The sequence below is a fragment of the Mesorhizobium sp. ANAO-SY3R2 genome (assembly GCF_042466635.1).
In the GTDB taxonomy this organism is placed as follows: domain Bacteria; phylum Pseudomonadota; class Alphaproteobacteria; order Rhizobiales; family Rhizobiaceae; genus Aminobacter.
Genome location: NZ_CP159955.1, coordinates 3,321,358 through 3,337,101, shown reverse-complemented (window position 1 = coordinate 3,337,101; position 15,744 = coordinate 3,321,358). Strand labels below are relative to the sequence as shown.

Sequence of the window (15,744 nt, the reverse complement as noted above, 5' to 3'; positions counted from 1 at the left end):
TGACCGGAAATGAAGCTCGTCATCCTCGGGCGGAGCAGGCGCGTGAGCGCCGTCGCGCAGTCCCGGGGATCCATGCCGTGACGGTGAAGATGCAACATGGGTTCAGAACTGATCCTGTCAGCATTTGTCACCATCCTACGTGGAAAAACCGCGCTGTTTTTTTCACGCCCCCAAAACCTTTCGTATCATGATCGGGCGATCTTCCACGGGACCCCGGCTGCGCACCGGGCATCGGGGGGAAGCGCCGGTGCCGGGCTGGTGGGAGGTCGGTTCTTCCACTGGGTGTTTCACCCCCAAGCCCGGGCCTTGCGGCGGCCGGCGGCGGAAATGCCGAGGCGACTGAGCGGGGCAAGCAACCGGGCGGGGCGCGAACGTCGCGCCACTAGCAAAATTATCGGAAGGCACGGCCTCGCGCCCCGCTTCCCGAGTTCTTTGACAATAGCCAGGCGCGAAAGCGAGCGTGGCAGTGAATAGTCTTGGCTCATCCCTCATCCTGAGCCTGTCGTAGGATGATCCCGTCAATGGATAACATAGGCCAGACCGTGGGGCGGGCGTGGCGTTGCCTGCGGAGGGGGACGAAGCGGTTCAATATCCCGCTTCGCGGTCGACGAGGTTCTGCAGCCGCTCGCCGCGCTCGAAGGCATCCATCTGCCTGAGCATCGGCCCAACCAGATGCGCGGGATCGGAGGTGGCTGCGGCATGCGGGGTGACGAACACCTTCGGATGCGACCAGACCGGACTGGTCTTGGGCAGCGGCTCGACCTCGAACACGTCGAGGCTCGCCTCCTTCAGCGTGCCGTCGTCGAGCGCGCGCAGGATGTCGGCGTCGCGCTGCAACCTTCCACGCCCGGCATTGATCAGCACCGCGCCGCCCAGCCCGTTGCGGCGGCGCAACTCCTTGAGCAGGCCGTAATTGATGATGCCTGTAGTGGCCTCCGTCAGCGGCAAAAGCACGACCAGTATGTCGGTCGCGTTGAGGAAGGGCACCAGCCCGGCGTCGCCGTCGTAGGTCGAAACGCCAACAACTTCCTGCGGCCTCCGGCTCCAGCCGTTGACGCGGAAGCCGATAGTCATCAGCGCTTTGGCGGCCGCGCGGCCGAGATTGCCGAGCCCCATGATGCCGACCGAGATGTCCTCGGCCGCCCGCTGCGGCGGCTCGTGCCAGACTTTCTTGGTCTGCTGCGCCCGGTAGAGCTGCCCCTGACGGTGATGGTCGAGGACCCGCCACAGCACATATTCGACCATGTGCTGGGTCAGGTTGTCGGCCACCACGCGCACGATCGGCAAATCGGGCAGGGTTGGGTCGGCGAACACGTGGTCGACGCCCGCACCGATCGAGAAGATGGCCTTGAGATTGGGCAGCTTGGCGAGCAGGCCGGGCTTTTGCTTCCAGACGACGGCATATTCGATCGAGGGATCGGCCGGGCCATCGGGTTCGAGCACCACTTCGCGCTCCTCCGACAGCATCTCGTACCAGCGCTGCGGGCTGAACCCGTTGATCGAGAGGAGGATTTTTCCCTTGGTCGACATGCTCTGCCCTTGATGCACTATTCGCTGACCACGCCGGTCGGCGCAGTCTCGATCCTGAATGCCGCCGAGATCAGCGCCCGAGTGTAGTCCGTTTGCGGACGCTCGAAAATCTGCTCGGAAGGCCCGGTTTCAACCACCTTGCCATTGCGCATGACGATGACCTCGTTGGCCAGCGCCCGCACCACCTTGAGGTCGTGGCTGATGAACAGATAGGCGAGGTCATGCTTCGCCTGAAGGTTGCGCAACAGGTCGACCACCTGCGCCTGCACGCTCATGTCGAGCGCCGAGGTCGGCTCGTCGAGCATGACGAAGCGCGGCTTGAGCACCATGGCGCGGGCGATCGCGATGCGCTGGCGCTGGCCGCCGGAAAACTCATGCGGGTAGCGGAAGCGGGTGTCCGGATCGAGCCCGACCTCCTGCAGCACGTCGACCACGCTGCGGTCGCGCTGGGTAGCGTTGAGGCCCGGCTCGTGGATCTTGAGGCCCTCTTCGATGATGTCGGCGATCGACATGCGCGGGCTGAGCGAGCCGAACGGGTCCTGGAAGACGATCTGCAACTCGCGCCGGAGCGGCCGCATGGCGTTGAAGGACAGCTTGTCGATCTCGCGGCCGTTGAAGTCGATTCGGCCCTTTGACGAGATCATGCGGGCGAGCGCCAGCCCGAGCGTCGTCTTGCCCGAGCCCGATTCGCCGACGACGCCCACCGTCTGGCCGGCGCGCACGGCGATATCGATGCCGTCGACCGCCTTCACATGGTCCACCGTCTTGCGGAAGAAGCCCTGCTTGATCGGGAACCAGACCTTGACGTCCGACCCCGACATCACGGTCTGCGCAGCCGTGTTCGCGGCGGGCGGCCTGCCCTTCGGTTCGGCGGCGAGCAGGTGGCGCGTATAGCTGTGTTGCGGGTGGGCGAAGATCTCCTTCGTTGGCCCGGTCTCGACGATCTTGCCTCTTGTCATCACGCAGACCCGGTCGGCAATGCGTCTGACGATGCCGAGATCATGGGTGATGAACAGCATCGACATGCCCTTGCGGGACTTCAGATTGGCGAGCAGTTCGAGAATCTGCGCCTGCACCGTCACGTCGAGCGCCGTCGTAGGCTCGTCGGCGATCAGCAGTTCGGGCTCGTTGGCCAAGGCCATGGCGATCATCACGCGCTGGCGCTGGCCGCCGGAAAGCTGATGCGGATAGGCGTCGAGCCGCTTCTTGGGCTCGCGGATGCCGACCTCTTCCAGCAGTTCGAGCGTGCGGGCGCGCGCCGCCTTGTCGCCCATGCCCTGGTGAAGCGACAGCACCTCGACGATCTGCCGCTCGATGGTGTGCAGCGGGTTGAGCGAGGTCATCGGCTCCTGGAAGATCATGGTGATCTTGTTGCCGCGCACCTTGCGCAGCGCATTCTCGTCCAGCGCCAGCAGATCCTGGCCGCCGAACATGATGCGGCCCGTGGGGTGGCTCGCCGGCGGGTAGGGCAGGAGCTTGAGCACCGACAGCGCCGAGACCGATTTGCCGGAACCGGATTCGCCGACGAGTGCCACCGTCTCGCCCTTGGCGATGTCGAAGGAAATCCGGTCGACGGCCGTCGTCGTCGTTCCGCCCTGGGCGAAGGCAACGGAGAGGTCCTGGACGGAGAGGAGAGGGGAGGTCAAATCGCGGCCTCGATGTCGGTCATGCGGAAATCATCGCCCTTGAAGAGTAACGGCTCGCGCCGCGCCTTGGCCAGCGCATAGGCGAAGCAGTCGCCGAGATTGAGCTTGGCCGGATGGTTGCCCTTGCCGAAGTTCTTGTAGGCGTCGCGGGCGAGACGGGCCTGTTCGGGGGTGACGTCTGCAAGCTGGATATTCATACTGGAAATAATGTGGTCAAGCTTGGCGGAAACCACGTCCATGTCACCGCGATCGACCCGGAGCGCGACTTCGAGGTAGTTGACTGGAGACAGCGAGACGGTGTCCGGCTGGTCGGTCAGCACATCGGCGAAGCGATATTCTTCCGGTTCCTTGAGCAGGATCGCGAGGATCGCCGAAGCGTCAACGATCATTTCGGCAGCCCGAATTCATCGTATAAGTCGGAGTGATCACTCGTCACGCCGGGCGGTGCCGGCGGTAGTGAATCCAGGATCTCGCGCACACGCCGCTTGCGCTCTGCAACGTCACGCTGTTGACGCAGGCGCTCAAGCCGCTCTTCCAGGGCTGCCTGGATTGCAGACGTCATTGTCTCGCCGGTCTGCGCCGCAAGCTCCTTGGCCAGCCGTTCGACGGTCGCATTCTTGATGTTCATGCCCATGTCTCGCTCCATGGTAGAAAACCCAAGAAATTATACCACCGATCCCAGCTCATTTGAACGTCTTCCGTGGGTCGAAGGCGTCGCGCACTGCCTCGCCGACGAAGATCAGCAGCGACAGCATCAGCGAGATGACAAAGAAGCCTGATAGCCCGAGCCAGGGCGCGTTGAGGTTGCGCTGGCCCTGCTTGAGCAGTTCGCCGAGCGAGGCCGAGCCGGGCGGCAGGCCGAAGCCGAGGAAGTCGAGCGAGGTCAGCGTCGAGATCGAGCCGTTGAGGATGAAGGGCAGGAAGGTCAGCGTCGCCACCATGGCGTTGGGCAGCAGATGCCGGAAGATGATGGTGCGGTTGGGCACGCCAAGTGCGCGCGCGGCGTTGACATATTCGAAGTTGCGCGCGCGCAGGAACTCGGCCCGCACGACGCCCACCAGCGCCACCCAGGAGAAGACCAGCATCAGCCCGAGCAGGATGAAGAAGCCCGGCGGCAGGATGGCGGAGACGATCAGCAGCAGGTAGAGCACGGGGATCGCCGACCAGATTTCGATGAAGCGCTGGAACAGAAGGTCCGTCCAGCCGCCGAAATAGCCCTGCACGGCACCGGCCGAAACGCCGATCACGGCCGAGCTCAGGGTGAGGATGAGGCCGAACAGGACCGAGATGCGGAACCCGTAGATGACGCGCGCCAGCACGTCGCGGGCCTGATCGTCGGTGCCGAGCCAGTTCCAGTTGCCGATGGTGCAGTTGGGATCGTTGACGCCCTGGGGGTAGCGCTGGCAGCGCACCTCCTTGGTGTAGAGCCAGGACGGCTTCGACGGTGCGGCTTCAGGAATCTCGTTGTTGGTCGTCCGGTAGGAATAGCGGATCGGCGGCCAGATCATCCAGCCATTGGCTGATATCGCCTCCTGAACGACCGCCATGCGGTAGTCGGTGATTGGCAGGAAGCCTTCGTCGCCGAGGAAGGTCTCCTCCGGATAGTCACGGACGATCGGCGAGTAGAACTCGCCCTTGAAACGGATCAGCAGCGGCCTGTCGTTGGCGACGAGTTCTGCGCACAGCGTCACCACGAACAGGACCAGGAAGATCCACAAGGACCAGTAGCCCCGCTTGTGCGCCTTGAAGTTCTGCCAGCGCCGCTTGTTGAGCGGCGACAGCCATGGCCGCTTGACCGGAGCGGAAGTCGTGTCGAGCACTGACATCACACGTCCCTCCGCTCGAAGTCGATGCGCGGATCGATCCATGTGTAGGTGAGGTCCGAGATCAGGCCGACAAACAGGCCCATCAGCGAGAAGATGTAGAGGTTGGCGAAGACCACCGGGTAGTCGCGTTCGAGCACCGACTTGTAGCCGAGCAGGCCTAGCCCATCGAGCGAGAAGATGTTCTCGATCAGCAGCGAACCGGTGAAGAATGCCGAGATGAAGGCGCCGGGGAAGCCGGCGATGACGATCAGCATGGCGTTGCGGAAGACGTGGCCGTAGAGCACCTGGCGCTGCGACAGCCCCTTGGCCCGGGCCGTGACGACATATTGCTTGCGGATCTCGTCGAGGAACGAGTTCTTGGTCAGCAGGGTCGTCGTCGCGAAGGCCGAAAGCACCAGTGCGGCCAGTGGCAAGGTCATGTGCCAGAGATAGTCGAGCACCTTGCCGCCGAGCGACAGTTCGCTGAAGTTCTCCGAGGTCAGGCCGCGCAACGGGAACCAGTCAAAGAACGAGCCGCCGGCAAACATCACCATCAAGAGGATGGCAAACAGGAAAGCGGGAATCGCGTAGCCGACGATGACCACGCCGCTGGTCCAGATGTCGAAAGTGGAGCCGTCCTTGACTGCCTTGCGGATGCCGAGCGGAATGGAGATCAGGTAGGAAAGCAGCGTGATCCAGATGCCGAGCGAGATCGACACCGGCATTTTCTCCAGGATCAGGTCGATCACCGAGATGTCACGGAAATAGCTGTCGCCGAAATCGAAGCGGGCATAGTTCCACAGCATCATGAAAAAGCGTTCGAGCGGCGGTTTGTCGAAGCCGAACTGCTTTTCCAGCTTGGCGATGAATTCCGGGTCGAGGCCCTGCGCGCCGCGGTATTTGGATGAGACGTCGCCGCCCGCCGTATCGAAATGGGGAGTGCCGCCTACGTCACCGCCGCCGCCCGAAAGGCGGTCGGTGGCGTCGCCACCCTGGCCGGTGAGCTTGGCGATGACCTGCTCGACGGGGCCGCCAGGGGCGAATTGCACCACGGCAAACGAGATCGCCATGATGCCGAACAGCGTCGGGATCATCAGCAGTATGCGGCGAAGGATATAGGCGCCCATCAGGCAAGGCCCTTCAGTCGATGCAGAGCTTCCAGCGTCAAAATCTCAGGTCTTGCCAATACGTGCAGCCTTGTCCTTGTCGAACCACCACAGAGCTTCGACGGGAAATCCGAAATCCGGTTTCGGCTCCTTATAGCCGAATATGTCCCAGAATGCGGCGCGGTGATTCGCCGAAAACCAATTTGGAATCCAGTCTAGCCGGGCGCGCAAGACCCGGTCGAGCGCGCGCATGGCAACCGTCAGCGCTTCGCGGTCCTTCGCCGCACCCACGGCGTCGATCAGCGCGTCGACGGCGGGGTCGGCGGTGCCGGGCAGGTTGGTGGAACCGGGAAGAGCGGCAGAGCGCGAATGGAACAGCCCGTCGAGTTCATCGCGGGTGGGGGTGGCCGAAAACGATGAGGCCATCGAAATGGCGTCGAAGTCGAAACTCGTCTGCCGCGCCTGATACTGGGCGGAATCGACCATGCGCACCGTAGCGTCGATGCCGATCGCCCGCATGTTCTCGATCCATGGCGAATAGACGCGCACGAGGCTGTCGTCGTCGACCAGCACCTCGATGGCGAGCGCTTCGCCCTTTGCGTCGCGCAGGACGCCGTCCTTGCGCGCCCAGCCGGCCTCGGTGAGCAGGCGGGAAGCTTGGCCAAGCAGCTTGCGGTCACGTCCCGAGCCGTCGGATGGCGGCTGCAGCACGGCCTCGCCGAACGCCTCGTCGGGAATTTTGCCGTGGAACGGCTCGAGCAAGGCGAGTTCGGCAGGTGAGGGCAGGCCTTCGGCGCGAAAATCCGACTTCTCGAAGGTCGATTGCGACCGCTCATAGGCGCCGTAGAACAGGTTGCGGTTGGTCCACTCGAAGTCGAAGCAGAGCGCGATCGCCCGGCGCACGCGCGGGTCGCGAAAGCGCTCGCGTCGCTGGTTCAGCGCGGTGGCCTGCATGGTCGGGCGCTTCTCGCCGGGAAACTCTCGTTTGACCACCTTGCCGGCGGTGAAGGCGGGAAAGTCATAGCCGTTTGCCCAGATGCGCGAGGTGAACTCCTGACGGAACAAGATCTCGCCCTTCTTGAAGGCTTCGAAGCCGGCCTGCCTGTCCTGATAGAACTCGATGCGGATACGGTCGAAATTGTAGAGGCCGCGATTGACCGGCAGGTCGCGACCCCAATAGTCGACCACCCGCTCATATTCGATCGCCTGGCCGGGGAAGACGCGGCCGACCTTGTAGGGGCCGGATCCAAGCGGTGCCTTGAGCTGGGACGCATCGAAGGGGTTGGCTTCGAAGAAGGCCTTGGCGGGAATGGGATAGGTGGCGATGTCGAGGATCGTGCGCGCCGATTGCTTGCCGTCGAAGCTGAGCCTGACGGTATGGGCGTCGAGCGGCTTGGCATCGAGCAGATGGCTGAGCGGCAAAAGCAGGCTGGGATGGCCGTCCTTCTTGAACAGTTCCAGCGCAAAAGCGACGTCCTCGGCGGTGACCGGGGTGCCGTCGTTGAAGCGTGCCTCAGGCCTGAGCGCGAAATCGAAGCTGTTGCGGTCGTCGGAGATCGTCACCGACTGCGCCAAAAGGCTGTAGATGGCATCCGGCTCGTCCAGCGCCCGCACCATCAGCGAATCGAAGCAAATCTCCATGCGCGGGGGCGCGTCGCCCCTGCTGACGAAGCTGTTGAGCGTGTTGAAGGTGAGCGGGCTCTGGTTGAACACCCAGTTGGGCGGCGAGAAGTTGAACGTGCCGCCCTTGGGCGCATCCAGGTTCACATAGTCGAAGCTCGTGAATCCGGGGCCGTATCTGAGGTCGCCGAAGGCCGACAGGCCGTGCAGCCCGGTGCCGGTCGGGCTGGCGGCGAAGGCGCGGCCCGGGATGAGTGGCGCGACGACAGCCGCAGCACCCAGTGCCAGGAAGTCGCGACGGGCGAGGCGCGTGCTCAATTCACTCCCCTCAATTCACCCCTTTGTACTTGGCGGCCAGCGCGGCCTCCTTGTCCTTGTCGATCCACCAGGAATCGATATCGACGCCGACATAGCTCGGCTGCTTCTCGGGGATGCCGAACTTGTTCCAGTAGCCGAGGCGGACCTTCCCGAGGTGCCATTGCGGAACCATGTAGTAGTTCCACAGCAGCACGCGGTCGAGCGCGTGGGTGGCGGCCAGAAGGTCGTCGCGGTCGGTCGCGAAAATGACCCTTTCGACCAGTGCGTCGACGACGGGGTCCTTGATGCCGGCAAAATTGCGCGATCCGGGCGTGTCCGCCGCCTTGGAGCTGAAGAAGTCGCGCTGCTCGTTGCCGGGCGACTGCGACTGGGCGAAACTCGAAAGTGCCAGCATGTCGAAATCGAAGGAGCGGGTGCGATTGATGTACTGGCCCTCGTCGATGATGCGCAGGGTCGCGTCGATGCCGAGCCGGCGCAGGCTGTCGATGAATGGCGTTGCCACGCGCTCGTCGATCGGGTCGTTGCCGAGGAACTCGATGCGGAACTGTTCGCCGGTCTTTTCGCTGACCAGCTTGCCGCCGCGGTTGACCCAGCCGGCCTCCTTGAACAGTTGCAGGGCCGTGCGCAGGTTCTCGCGCGCCGCTTGCGGCGTGTCGCTGACCGGCAGCTTGAATTCCTGGGTGAACAGTTCCGGCGGCAGCTTGTCGCGGTAGGCTTCGAGTATCTCGAGTTCCTTGCCTTGCGGAATGCCGCTGGACGCCAGTTCCCCGCCCTCGAAATAGCTGTCGGTGCGTTTGTAGGCGTCGAAGAAGATGTTGCGGTTCATTGTTTCGAAGTCGAAGGCCATGGTGATGGCCTTGCGCACGCGCGGATCCTGGAACTGCGGCCGGCGGGTGTTCATCACATAGGCTTGCATCGGCTGGCCCGACGTCGTCGCAAACTCGGCCTTGATGACGTCGCCGGCCTTCACGGCCGGGAAGTTGTATTCGGTCGCCCAGCGGCGGGCGCTAGATTCGGGACGGATGTCCTGGAAACCGCCCTTGGCGAAGGCCTGCCAGGCGGCATTGTCGTCGAGGAAATAGGTATAGCGCCGCTTGTCGAAGTTCTCGCGGCCGACCTTCACCGGCAGCTGTGCCGCCCAGTAGTCGGGCACGCGCTCCCAGACGATCTCCGAGCCCGGCTTGAAGCTCGATATCTTGTAGGCGGCGGAGCCGAGCGGCGGCTCCTGCGTGGGGCGGCTGATGTCGCGTTTCTTGCCTGACGCGTCGGTGCCTTCCCACCAGTGCTTGGGCAGGACGACCAGGTCGCCCATGATCTTTGGCAGTTCGCGATTGCCCTTCTGGTCGAAGTGGAACGTCACCTCGCGATCGCCGGTCTTCACCGCTTCGGTCACGTTGGCGTAGTATTTGTTATAGAGCGGGCTGTGCGTCTTCAGCGCGTTGAACGACCAGATGACGTCGTCGACGGTGATCGGCTTGCCGTCGTGCCATCTGGCGCGTGGGTCGAGGCGGTAGGTCGCTGAGGAGAAGTCCTCGGGGTATTTGTAGGCCTCGGCGACGAGCGGATGGCTGACGCTGCCTTCGTCTGTGGCCTGCTCCATCAGCGTGTCGTAGAGCAGCCCGCCGCCGAAGCTGGCGAAGCCGGCGGCGGCGTTGCCCTGGACGATATAGGGATTGAAGCTGTCGAAGGTGCCTGACGTCGTGGAGTTCAGGGTGCCACCCTTCGGCGCATCAGGATTGACGTAGTCGTAGTGCTTGAAATCCTCGCCATATTTCGAGGTGCCGATCAGCGACGAACTGGTGTGCCATTCGGGGTCGGCGGCGGAAGCAGGCAGCCAGGCGCCTGAGAAAAGAACCGCGGCCAGGCCGGCCGCCGCAATTGTTCTATTCAGGCATGGCTTCATTGCGAACCCCTCGGCGCTGGTATTTCGGGACAGTCTAATTCATTCGCGGCGCATGGAAACCGTGCCCTGGACGATTGTCTTCGCACGATTGCGTAAGGCAACAAAAAAGCCGGGCTAAACCCGGCTTTTTCAAGATGCGAAGATTACAATTCGGTCACTTTGCCGGCTCGGCTGCCGGGGCAGCACCCTCGGCCGGAGCCGCAGGAGCTGCGCCTTCTGCAGGAGCCGCCGGAGCGGCACCCTCAGCCGGAGCGGCCGGGGCCGGAGCAGCGCCCTCTGCAGGGGCCGCCGGAGCAGCGCCTTCAGCCGGAGCGGCCGGAGCAGGAGCAGCGCCCGCCTCAGGCAGCGGTGCCGGGCTGTCCGCCTGCGAACGCAGATAAGCGATCAGGTTGGCGCGCTCGTCGTCCTTCTTGATGCCCGCGAAGCCCATGGCGGTGCCCTTCACGAGGCCCTTCGGCGAAGCGAGGAAGTGGTTCAGGTGGTCGTAGTCCCAGACCACCTTGCCGCCTTCCGAGAATTCTTTCATGGCGCCCGAATAGGCGAAGCCCTCGTGCGAGGCGATCGGACGGTTCACGACGCCCCAGAGATCGGGGCCGACCTTGTTCGGGCCGCCCTTCTCTGCGGAGTGGCAGGCCGTGCACTTCTTGAATACGGCAGCACCCGCCTCGGCGTTGGCGCTTGCCAGCAGCTGGGCGATCGGCACGGCTGCCGGGGCTTCGGCTCCGCCGCCGGCGGCAGCGCCGCCTTCTTCTGCGGCTTCAATGGCAAAACCCGGCTTTTCCGGGGTGGGCGAGGCAAAGATCGCATCCGACACCAGCGAAATCGAGAATACCACAAAGGCAGTTCCCAGCAGGCCGCCAAGCACCTTGTTTACTTCAAATGAGTCCATATGCCCCTGGCTCCCTTATCCGGCCGGTCCGCCGTCCTCTGCGACCGTCGCCGTTTGTCGGTATCGTTTATCGCCCGGCCGGACCGGGTCAAATCGCGCGGAAACTAGGTCTTTTGCTTGCCGGTTGCAACACATATAAGGGCGCTTCCAGTGAGACTTTTTGACACTTTCCAACACCATTTAGAGACAGCCACGGCCAAGCCATGTCCACCCTTGTCCTGATCCCCGCCCGCATGGCCTCGACGCGCCTGCCGGGCAAACCACTGGCCGATATCGCCGGCCGCCCGATGATCGTCCATGTCGCGGCCCGCGCCGCCGACAGCGGACTCGGGCGGGTGGTCGTCGCCACCGATACCGAGGCCGTCGCCGATGCGGTCCGGGCGCATGGCTTCGAGGCGGTGATGACTCGCGCCGACCATGAGTCGGGCTCGGACAGGATCTTCGAGGCGCTGACCGCGCTCGACCCCCATGGCGAGGTCGAGACCGTGGTCAATGTCCAGGGCGACCTGCCGACCATCGACCCCGAACTGATCCGGGCTGCTTTCCGGCCCTTCTCCGAGGCTTCCGTCGACATCGCCACGCTTGGCGTCGAGATCGTCAGGGAAGAGGAAAAGACCAATCCCAACGTCGTCAAGATCGTCGGTTCGCCGCTATCGGCGCAGCGCCTGAAGGCGCTTTATTTCACGCGCGCTACCGCACCTTGGGGCGAGGGGCCGCTCTATCATCACATCGGGCTCTACGCCTATCGCCGCGCAGCGCTCGAACGCTTCGTCAAGCTCGGGCCGTCGCCGCTGGAAAAGCGCGAGCGGCTCGAGCAATTGCGGGCGCTCGAGGCCGGAATGCGCATCGATGTCGAGATCGTCTCGTCGGTGCCACTCGGCGTCGATACGCCCGAAGATCTCGAACGCGCCCGCGACATTCTCTCCAGATAGAACAGGCCTGAAAATGCCCGAAAAGACCAACCGCATTTCCTTCCAGGGCGAACCTGGCGCGAACTCCGACACCGCCTGCCGCAACGTCTTTCCTGATATGGAACCGTTGCCGTGCCCGACCTTCGAGGACGCGTTCAGTGCGGTGGAGACCGGCAAGGCCGATCTCGCGATGATCCCGATCGAGAACACGATCGCCGGCCGCGTCGCCGACATCCATCACCTGTTGCCCGAATCGAAGCTCCACATCGTCGGCGAATATTTCCTGCCGATCCATTTCCAGCTGATGGTGCTGCCGGGCGTGAAGCGCGCGGAGATCAAGACCGTGCACAGCCACATCCATGCGCTCGGCCAGTGCCGCAAATACATCCGCAAGAACAGCTGGAAGCCGGTCGTCGCCGGCGATACGGCGGGTGCCGCCAAGCTTGTCTCGGAGGTCAAGGACCGGACGATGGCAGCCCTTGCGCCGCGTCTCGCCTCCTCGCTCTACGGTCTCGACATACTGGAAGAAAATGTCGAGGACACCGAAAACAACATCACCCGCTTCGTCGTGCTGTCCAAGGGCAAGCACTGGGCCGAGCGCCAGGAGGGGGTGCCGATGGTAACCACCTTCGTCTTCCGCGTGCGCAACGTGCCGGCTGCGCTCTACAAGGCCATGGGCGGCTTCGCCACCAATGGCGTCAACATGACCAAGCTGGAGAGCTACCAACTCGGCGCTTTCACCGCGACGCAGTTTTATGCCGACGTGGAAGGGCATCCCGAGGACCAGAGCCTCAAGAACGCGCTGGAGGAGCTTCGCTTCTTCTCGCGCGAGGTGCGCATTCTCGGCGTCTATCCAGCCAACGAGTTCCGCGCCACGCAGGACGCCGACGCCTGAAGGTCGCTGCACGGCTCCGGCTGGTGCATGACCCCGAAAATCGGAATCGATTTTCGGAAAGGATCATGCACCGTTTCAAAGTGCTACAGCGTCCTTTGCGCGTCCAATCGGACGCGCGGCGCTGGCGCCGGAGCCGTATCGGCAACGGTTTGATCCGGCCGGAAACGCTTACAGGCGCTTAGAATACCAGTGGTCGGCGAAGGGGTTGTCGTTGTACGGCGCGATTTCCTCGTAGCCATCGCGCCTGTAGAGCGATTGCGCTTCCTTGAGCGCACGGTTGGTGTCGAGATACACCGTTTGCGCGCCCAGTTCGCGGGCGATCGCCTCCAGCTCGTGCAGCATGCGGCCGGCAACGCCCAGCCCGCGCGCGGATGGCGCGACCCACATCCGCTTGATTTCCGCCGTGGTGGCATCCAGCATGCGCACCGCGCCGCAGCCAATGGCGCTACCGTCCAGCCGGGCGATCAGGAAGGCGCCGTGCGGACGGACGAACTCACTCCCGCGCACGCTGTTTCCCTTGCTGGTGTCGAAACCTTCCTCGAAGCGCGCCGCCAGCTCGTCGACATAGAGCCCCATGCATTGCTGCGCCTCGGCGCTGTTGGCGTCTTCTTCGCCGATCGTGACGGCGGCGGCGGCGACGAGCAGGCGCTCGACCTCCGCCATGGCAGCGACAAGCCGATTTCGCGCGTTTTCCGAAAGCGGTTGGAGGATGGAACCGGCCAGATCGTCCGACAGGGCGTCGTAGGCGGCGTGCTCCTCGAGGCCCTTGTCGGTCAGCGTCGCGTGGCGGCTGCGGGCGTCGCCGTCGAGCTTGTCCACAGAGACGAGACCCTGCGCCTCCAGCGAGCGCAGCATGCGGCTGAGATAGCCCGAATCCAGCCCAAGCGTCGAACGCAGCGCGCCGAGCGCGGCACCTTCGGGCCCGATCTCGAACAGCAGCCGTGCCTCGCCGAGTGGGCGCCCGCGGCTGAGGTAGCTGTCTTCCAGCACCCCGATGCGGCGGGTGACCATGCGGTTGAAGCTGCGAACCCGGTTGACTTGCGCAGATTTTTCCATTGCCTGACTTTAGTCAGGTATGCGGGAAATGCAAGTCATACCGGACCTCGGTCAGGCGCTCTCCGCCCAGGCGCGGATGAGGTGGTGGGCGATGGCATGGCGCGGCGGAATCCTGAGGTCCGCCGGATGCGTGCCGGCGAACATCTGGAGGACTTCTGTGCGATCGAACCAGCGGCAGTCCTCGAGTTCGGCGGTATCGGGCATGATGTCCTCGTTCAGCGCCTCGCCGAAGCAGCCGATCATCAGCGAATAGGGGAACGGCCAGGGCTGGCTGGCGTGGTAGACGACGCGGCCGAGCCGGATGCCCGCTTCCTCGAAGGTCTCGCGCCGCACCGCCGCCTCGATCGTCTCGCCGGGTTCGATGAAGCCGGCGAGCGCCGAATACATGCCCGGTGCGAAATGGCGGCCGCGGCCGAGCAGGCACTTGTCGCCCGAAACGGTAAGCATGATGGCGACCGGGTCGGTACGTGGAAAATGCTCTGCCCCGCATGAAGTGCAGGCCCGTTTGTAGCCGCCGGCGCGCATTTCGGTCGCATTGCCGCAGCGGCCGCAGAAGCGATGATTGCCATGCCAGGCGAGCAGGGCGGCCCCTTGCGCCAGCGCGCCGAGGCCCTCGCTGTCGATCAGCCCCTGTGTGTGGATCGAGCGGAAATCGATGGCCTTGAGGTGCTCGGGCAGGCCTTCCGGATCGAGGTTTGCGGCAACGGCCAGAACTGCCGTTTCGCTGGCCCGGCCGAGCAGGACCGCCTCGTCGACATCGACCGCCAATGCCCTGGCGGCAGTGAGGGTGAAATAAGGATTGGCTGAGCCATCGGCGAATTCCAGCACCAGCTTGCCCGAAGCGATCAGCAGCAGGCGCGCGCCGGGCTCAGTCAATGCTGCCCGGGCCGAATCGTCGCTGCGCTTTTCCGACTGGCGGTCGATGGTGTTGCCGGCGAAACCAAGGAAATGGCTCGCTTCCCGCTCGGGTGCGTCAAACAGCTTGAAATGCATTTTTCTGGGAACTCGAATCGGGGGGATGGGGTCTACAGGGCAGCCTTGATGGTCTCGGCAAAGCGGTGGAGGTCGTCGCTTCGGTAGGGTTCGCGGACGCCATGTCCCCAGACGGGGCCTGGCCAGCCTGGGTCGCCCTCGGTGCGGGCGATGACGTGGAAGTGCAATTGTCGCACGATGTTGCCGAGCGCGCCGCTGTTGATCTTGGTGCAGCCGGTCGAGCGCTTCAGCGCATGGGCTACCATGTTGCTCTCGAAGGTCAGCATTGCCTGGTCGAGCGGGGTCAGGTCGTGGATTTCCTCGATGCCGGGGCGCTGCGGCACAAGGATGAGCCACGGCCAGCGCCGGTCGTTCATGACGCGCAATTCGCACAGGCCAAGCCACATCAGCGGCTCGCTGTCTGAATCCAGACGCGAATCCAGCGCAAACCCGGCTTTGAGCCCCGATATCATTGGCGTTTCCTTTGTTTTCCAAAAGCTAGAGTGCGGCTGCCATGGCTGCAAGCGAATCATTGGGAATGCGAATCCATGCAGGATTCACGCCGATGCTGCTATGGTGTCGAAACTACTGAATGGGGATGCGCATGCTCGCCGGCCAGATCGCACTCGTCCTCGCGGCCGCCTTCGCCGGTGCCGCATTCTACATTAACTTTGCCGAACAGCCCGCGCGTCTAGGCCTGGACGACAAAAATCTTCTGGCGGAATGGAAGCCGAGCTACGTCAGGGGCTTCATGATGCAGGCCAGTCTCGCCGTCGTTTCCGGCTTTCTCGGGCTGCTCGCCGCGTGGTTCACGACGGACTGGCGCTGGATCATCGGTGCCGTGCTGATCCTCGCCAACTGGCCGTTTACGTTGCTCGGCATCATGCCGACCAACAAGAAGATCGAGGCGATCCCTGGCGAAAGTGCCGGTCCGGAGGCCCGCGCGCTGATCGAGCATTGGGGCGCGCTGCATGCCGTGCGCACCGGCCTGGGGTTGTTGGCCACGCTTGCCTATCTGTGGGCGCTGAATTTCGGCGGCGTCTAGGTCGAGCGGTCTCGGCTCTTGCAATTCGTCGCACAATTGCCGATATGG

The 15,744-nt window shown here is 63.8% G+C and carries 15 protein-coding genes; 3 read left to right on the top strand and 12 right to left on the bottom strand.

Annotation, left to right across the window (positions count from 1 at the left end):
- Positions 1-585 precede the first annotated feature (585 nt).
- From ABSY17_RS20990 to ABSY17_RS20950, 9 genes are all read right to left on the bottom strand, one after another.
- Entirely contained in the window at positions 586-1,530 is a 945-nt protein-coding gene (locus ABSY17_RS20990) for a 2-hydroxyacid dehydrogenase (RefSeq protein WP_378944990.1), read from the bottom strand.
- 17 nt (positions 1,531-1,547) lie between these two features.
- On the bottom strand, positions 1,548-3,176 hold the full coding sequence (locus ABSY17_RS20985) for an ABC transporter ATP-binding protein (RefSeq protein WP_378944987.1): 1,629 nt from the start codon (positions 3,174-3,176) through the stop codon (positions 1,548-1,550).
- Complete coding sequence (locus ABSY17_RS20980; protein ID WP_378944984.1) at positions 3,173-3,565, bottom strand: type II toxin-antitoxin system VapC family toxin; 393 nt, start codon at positions 3,563-3,565, stop codon at positions 3,173-3,175. The genes ABSY17_RS20985 and ABSY17_RS20980 overlap by 4 nt, the downstream gene beginning before the upstream one ends.
- On the bottom strand, positions 3,562-3,810 hold the full coding sequence (locus ABSY17_RS20975) for a type II toxin-antitoxin system VapB family antitoxin (RefSeq protein ID WP_378944981.1): 249 nt from the start codon (positions 3,808-3,810) through the stop codon (positions 3,562-3,564). The genes ABSY17_RS20980 and ABSY17_RS20975 overlap by 4 nt, the downstream gene beginning before the upstream one ends.
- 49 nt (positions 3,811-3,859) lie before the next feature.
- Positions 3,860-5,002 carry an ABC transporter permease gene (locus tag ABSY17_RS20970; protein WP_378944978.1) on the bottom strand — a complete coding sequence of 381 codons (1,143 nt, stop codon included), beginning with the start codon at positions 5,000-5,002 and terminating at the stop codon, positions 3,860-3,862.
- Entirely contained in the window at positions 5,002-6,108 is a 1,107-nt protein-coding gene (locus tag ABSY17_RS20965) for a microcin C ABC transporter permease YejB (protein ID WP_378944976.1), read from the bottom strand. The genes ABSY17_RS20970 and ABSY17_RS20965 overlap by 1 nt, the downstream gene beginning before the upstream one ends.
- Positions 6,109-6,153: 45 nt before the next feature.
- Positions 6,154-8,025 carry an extracellular solute-binding protein gene (locus ABSY17_RS20960; protein ID WP_378944973.1) on the bottom strand — a complete coding sequence of 624 codons (1,872 nt, stop codon included), beginning with the start codon at positions 8,023-8,025 and terminating at the stop codon, positions 6,154-6,156.
- 10 nt (positions 8,026-8,035) lie between these two features.
- Positions 8,036-9,928: an extracellular solute-binding protein gene (locus ABSY17_RS20955; protein ID WP_378944970.1), complete on the bottom strand. Its 1,893-nt coding sequence runs from the start codon at positions 9,926-9,928 to the stop codon at positions 8,036-8,038.
- Between the two features lie 154 nt (positions 9,929-10,082).
- Positions 10,083-10,817, bottom strand: a complete 735-nt coding sequence (locus ABSY17_RS20950) for a c-type cytochrome (protein ID WP_378944967.1) — start codon at positions 10,815-10,817, stop codon at positions 10,083-10,085.
- A gap of 203 nt (positions 10,818-11,020) precedes the next feature.
- Between ABSY17_RS20950 and ABSY17_RS20945 the strand changes: the two genes are divergently transcribed.
- The gene (locus ABSY17_RS20945; protein ID WP_378944964.1) at positions 11,021-11,749 is read left to right on the top strand and encodes a 3-deoxy-manno-octulosonate cytidylyltransferase; all 729 of its coding nucleotides are present in this window, start codon (positions 11,021-11,023) and stop codon (positions 11,747-11,749) included.
- Between the two features lie 13 nt (positions 11,750-11,762).
- On the top strand, positions 11,763-12,623 hold the full coding sequence (locus ABSY17_RS20940) for a prephenate dehydratase (protein WP_378944961.1): 861 nt from the start codon (positions 11,763-11,765) through the stop codon (positions 12,621-12,623).
- Positions 12,624-12,791: 168 nt separating this feature from the next.
- Here ABSY17_RS20940 and ABSY17_RS20935 read toward each other — a convergent pair whose 3' ends face one another.
- From ABSY17_RS20935 to ABSY17_RS20925, 3 genes are all read right to left on the bottom strand, one after another.
- On the bottom strand, positions 12,792-13,634 hold the full coding sequence (locus ABSY17_RS20935; protein WP_378944958.1) for a GNAT family N-acetyltransferase: 843 nt from the start codon (positions 13,632-13,634) through the stop codon (positions 12,792-12,794).
- Between the two features lie 96 nt (positions 13,635-13,730).
- A complete protein-coding gene (gene nudC / locus ABSY17_RS20930) occupies positions 13,731-14,672 on the bottom strand; it encodes an NAD(+) diphosphatase (protein ID WP_378944955.1) in 942 nt (313 codons plus the stop codon).
- 32 nt (positions 14,673-14,704) lie between these two features.
- The gene (locus ABSY17_RS20925) at positions 14,705-15,124 is read right to left on the bottom strand and encodes an HIT domain-containing protein (RefSeq protein WP_378944952.1); all 420 of its coding nucleotides are present in this window, start codon (positions 15,122-15,124) and stop codon (positions 14,705-14,707) included.
- Between the two features lie 119 nt (positions 15,125-15,243).
- Here ABSY17_RS20925 and ABSY17_RS20920 point away from each other — a divergent pair, with 119 nt between their 5' ends.
- Positions 15,244-15,696 (top strand): DUF1772 domain-containing protein, encoded by a 453-nt coding sequence (locus tag ABSY17_RS20920; RefSeq protein ID WP_378944950.1) that lies wholly within the window; start codon positions 15,244-15,246, stop codon positions 15,694-15,696.
- Positions 15,697-15,744 lie beyond the last annotated feature (48 nt).

Excerpts from the sequence above, each read along its gene's own strand:
- ABSY17_RS20990 (WP_378944990.1), bottom strand. The coding sequence starts at position 1,530 with ATGTCGACCAAGGGAAAAATCCTCCTCTCGATCAACGGGTTCAGCCCG.
- ABSY17_RS20980 (WP_378944984.1), bottom strand. The coding sequence starts at position 3,565 with ATGATCGTTGACGCTTCGGCGATCCTCGCGATCCTGCTCAAGGAACCG.
- ABSY17_RS20975 (WP_378944981.1), bottom strand. The coding sequence starts at position 3,810 with ATGGGCATGAACATCAAGAATGCGACCGTCGAACGGCTGGCCAAGGAG.
- ABSY17_RS20970 (WP_378944978.1), bottom strand. The coding sequence starts at position 5,002 with ATGTCAGTGCTCGACACGACTTCCGCTCCGGTCAAGCGGCCATGGCTG.
- ABSY17_RS20965 (WP_378944976.1), bottom strand. The coding sequence starts at position 6,108 with ATGGGCGCCTATATCCTTCGCCGCATACTGCTGATGATCCCGACGCTG.
- ABSY17_RS20955 (WP_378944970.1), bottom strand. The coding sequence starts at position 9,928 with ATGAAGCCATGCCTGAATAGAACAATTGCGGCGGCCGGCCTGGCCGCG.
- ABSY17_RS20950 (WP_378944967.1), bottom strand. The coding sequence starts at position 10,817 with ATGGACTCATTTGAAGTAAACAAGGTGCTTGGCGGCCTGCTGGGAACT.
- ABSY17_RS20945 (WP_378944964.1), top strand. The coding sequence starts at position 11,021 with ATGTCCACCCTTGTCCTGATCCCCGCCCGCATGGCCTCGACGCGCCTG.
- ABSY17_RS20940 (WP_378944961.1), top strand. The coding sequence starts at position 11,763 with ATGCCCGAAAAGACCAACCGCATTTCCTTCCAGGGCGAACCTGGCGCG.
- ABSY17_RS20935 (WP_378944958.1), bottom strand. The coding sequence starts at position 13,634 with ATGGTCACCCGCCGCATCGGGGTGCTGGAAGACAGCTACCTCAGCCGC.
- nudC (WP_378944955.1), bottom strand. The coding sequence starts at position 14,672 with ATGCATTTCAAGCTGTTTGACGCACCCGAGCGGGAAGCGAGCCATTTC.
- ABSY17_RS20925 (WP_378944952.1), bottom strand. The coding sequence starts at position 15,124 with ATGATATCGGGGCTCAAAGCCGGGTTTGCGCTGGATTCGCGTCTGGAT.
- ABSY17_RS20920 (WP_378944950.1), top strand. The coding sequence starts at position 15,244 with ATGGGGATGCGCATGCTCGCCGGCCAGATCGCACTCGTCCTCGCGGCC.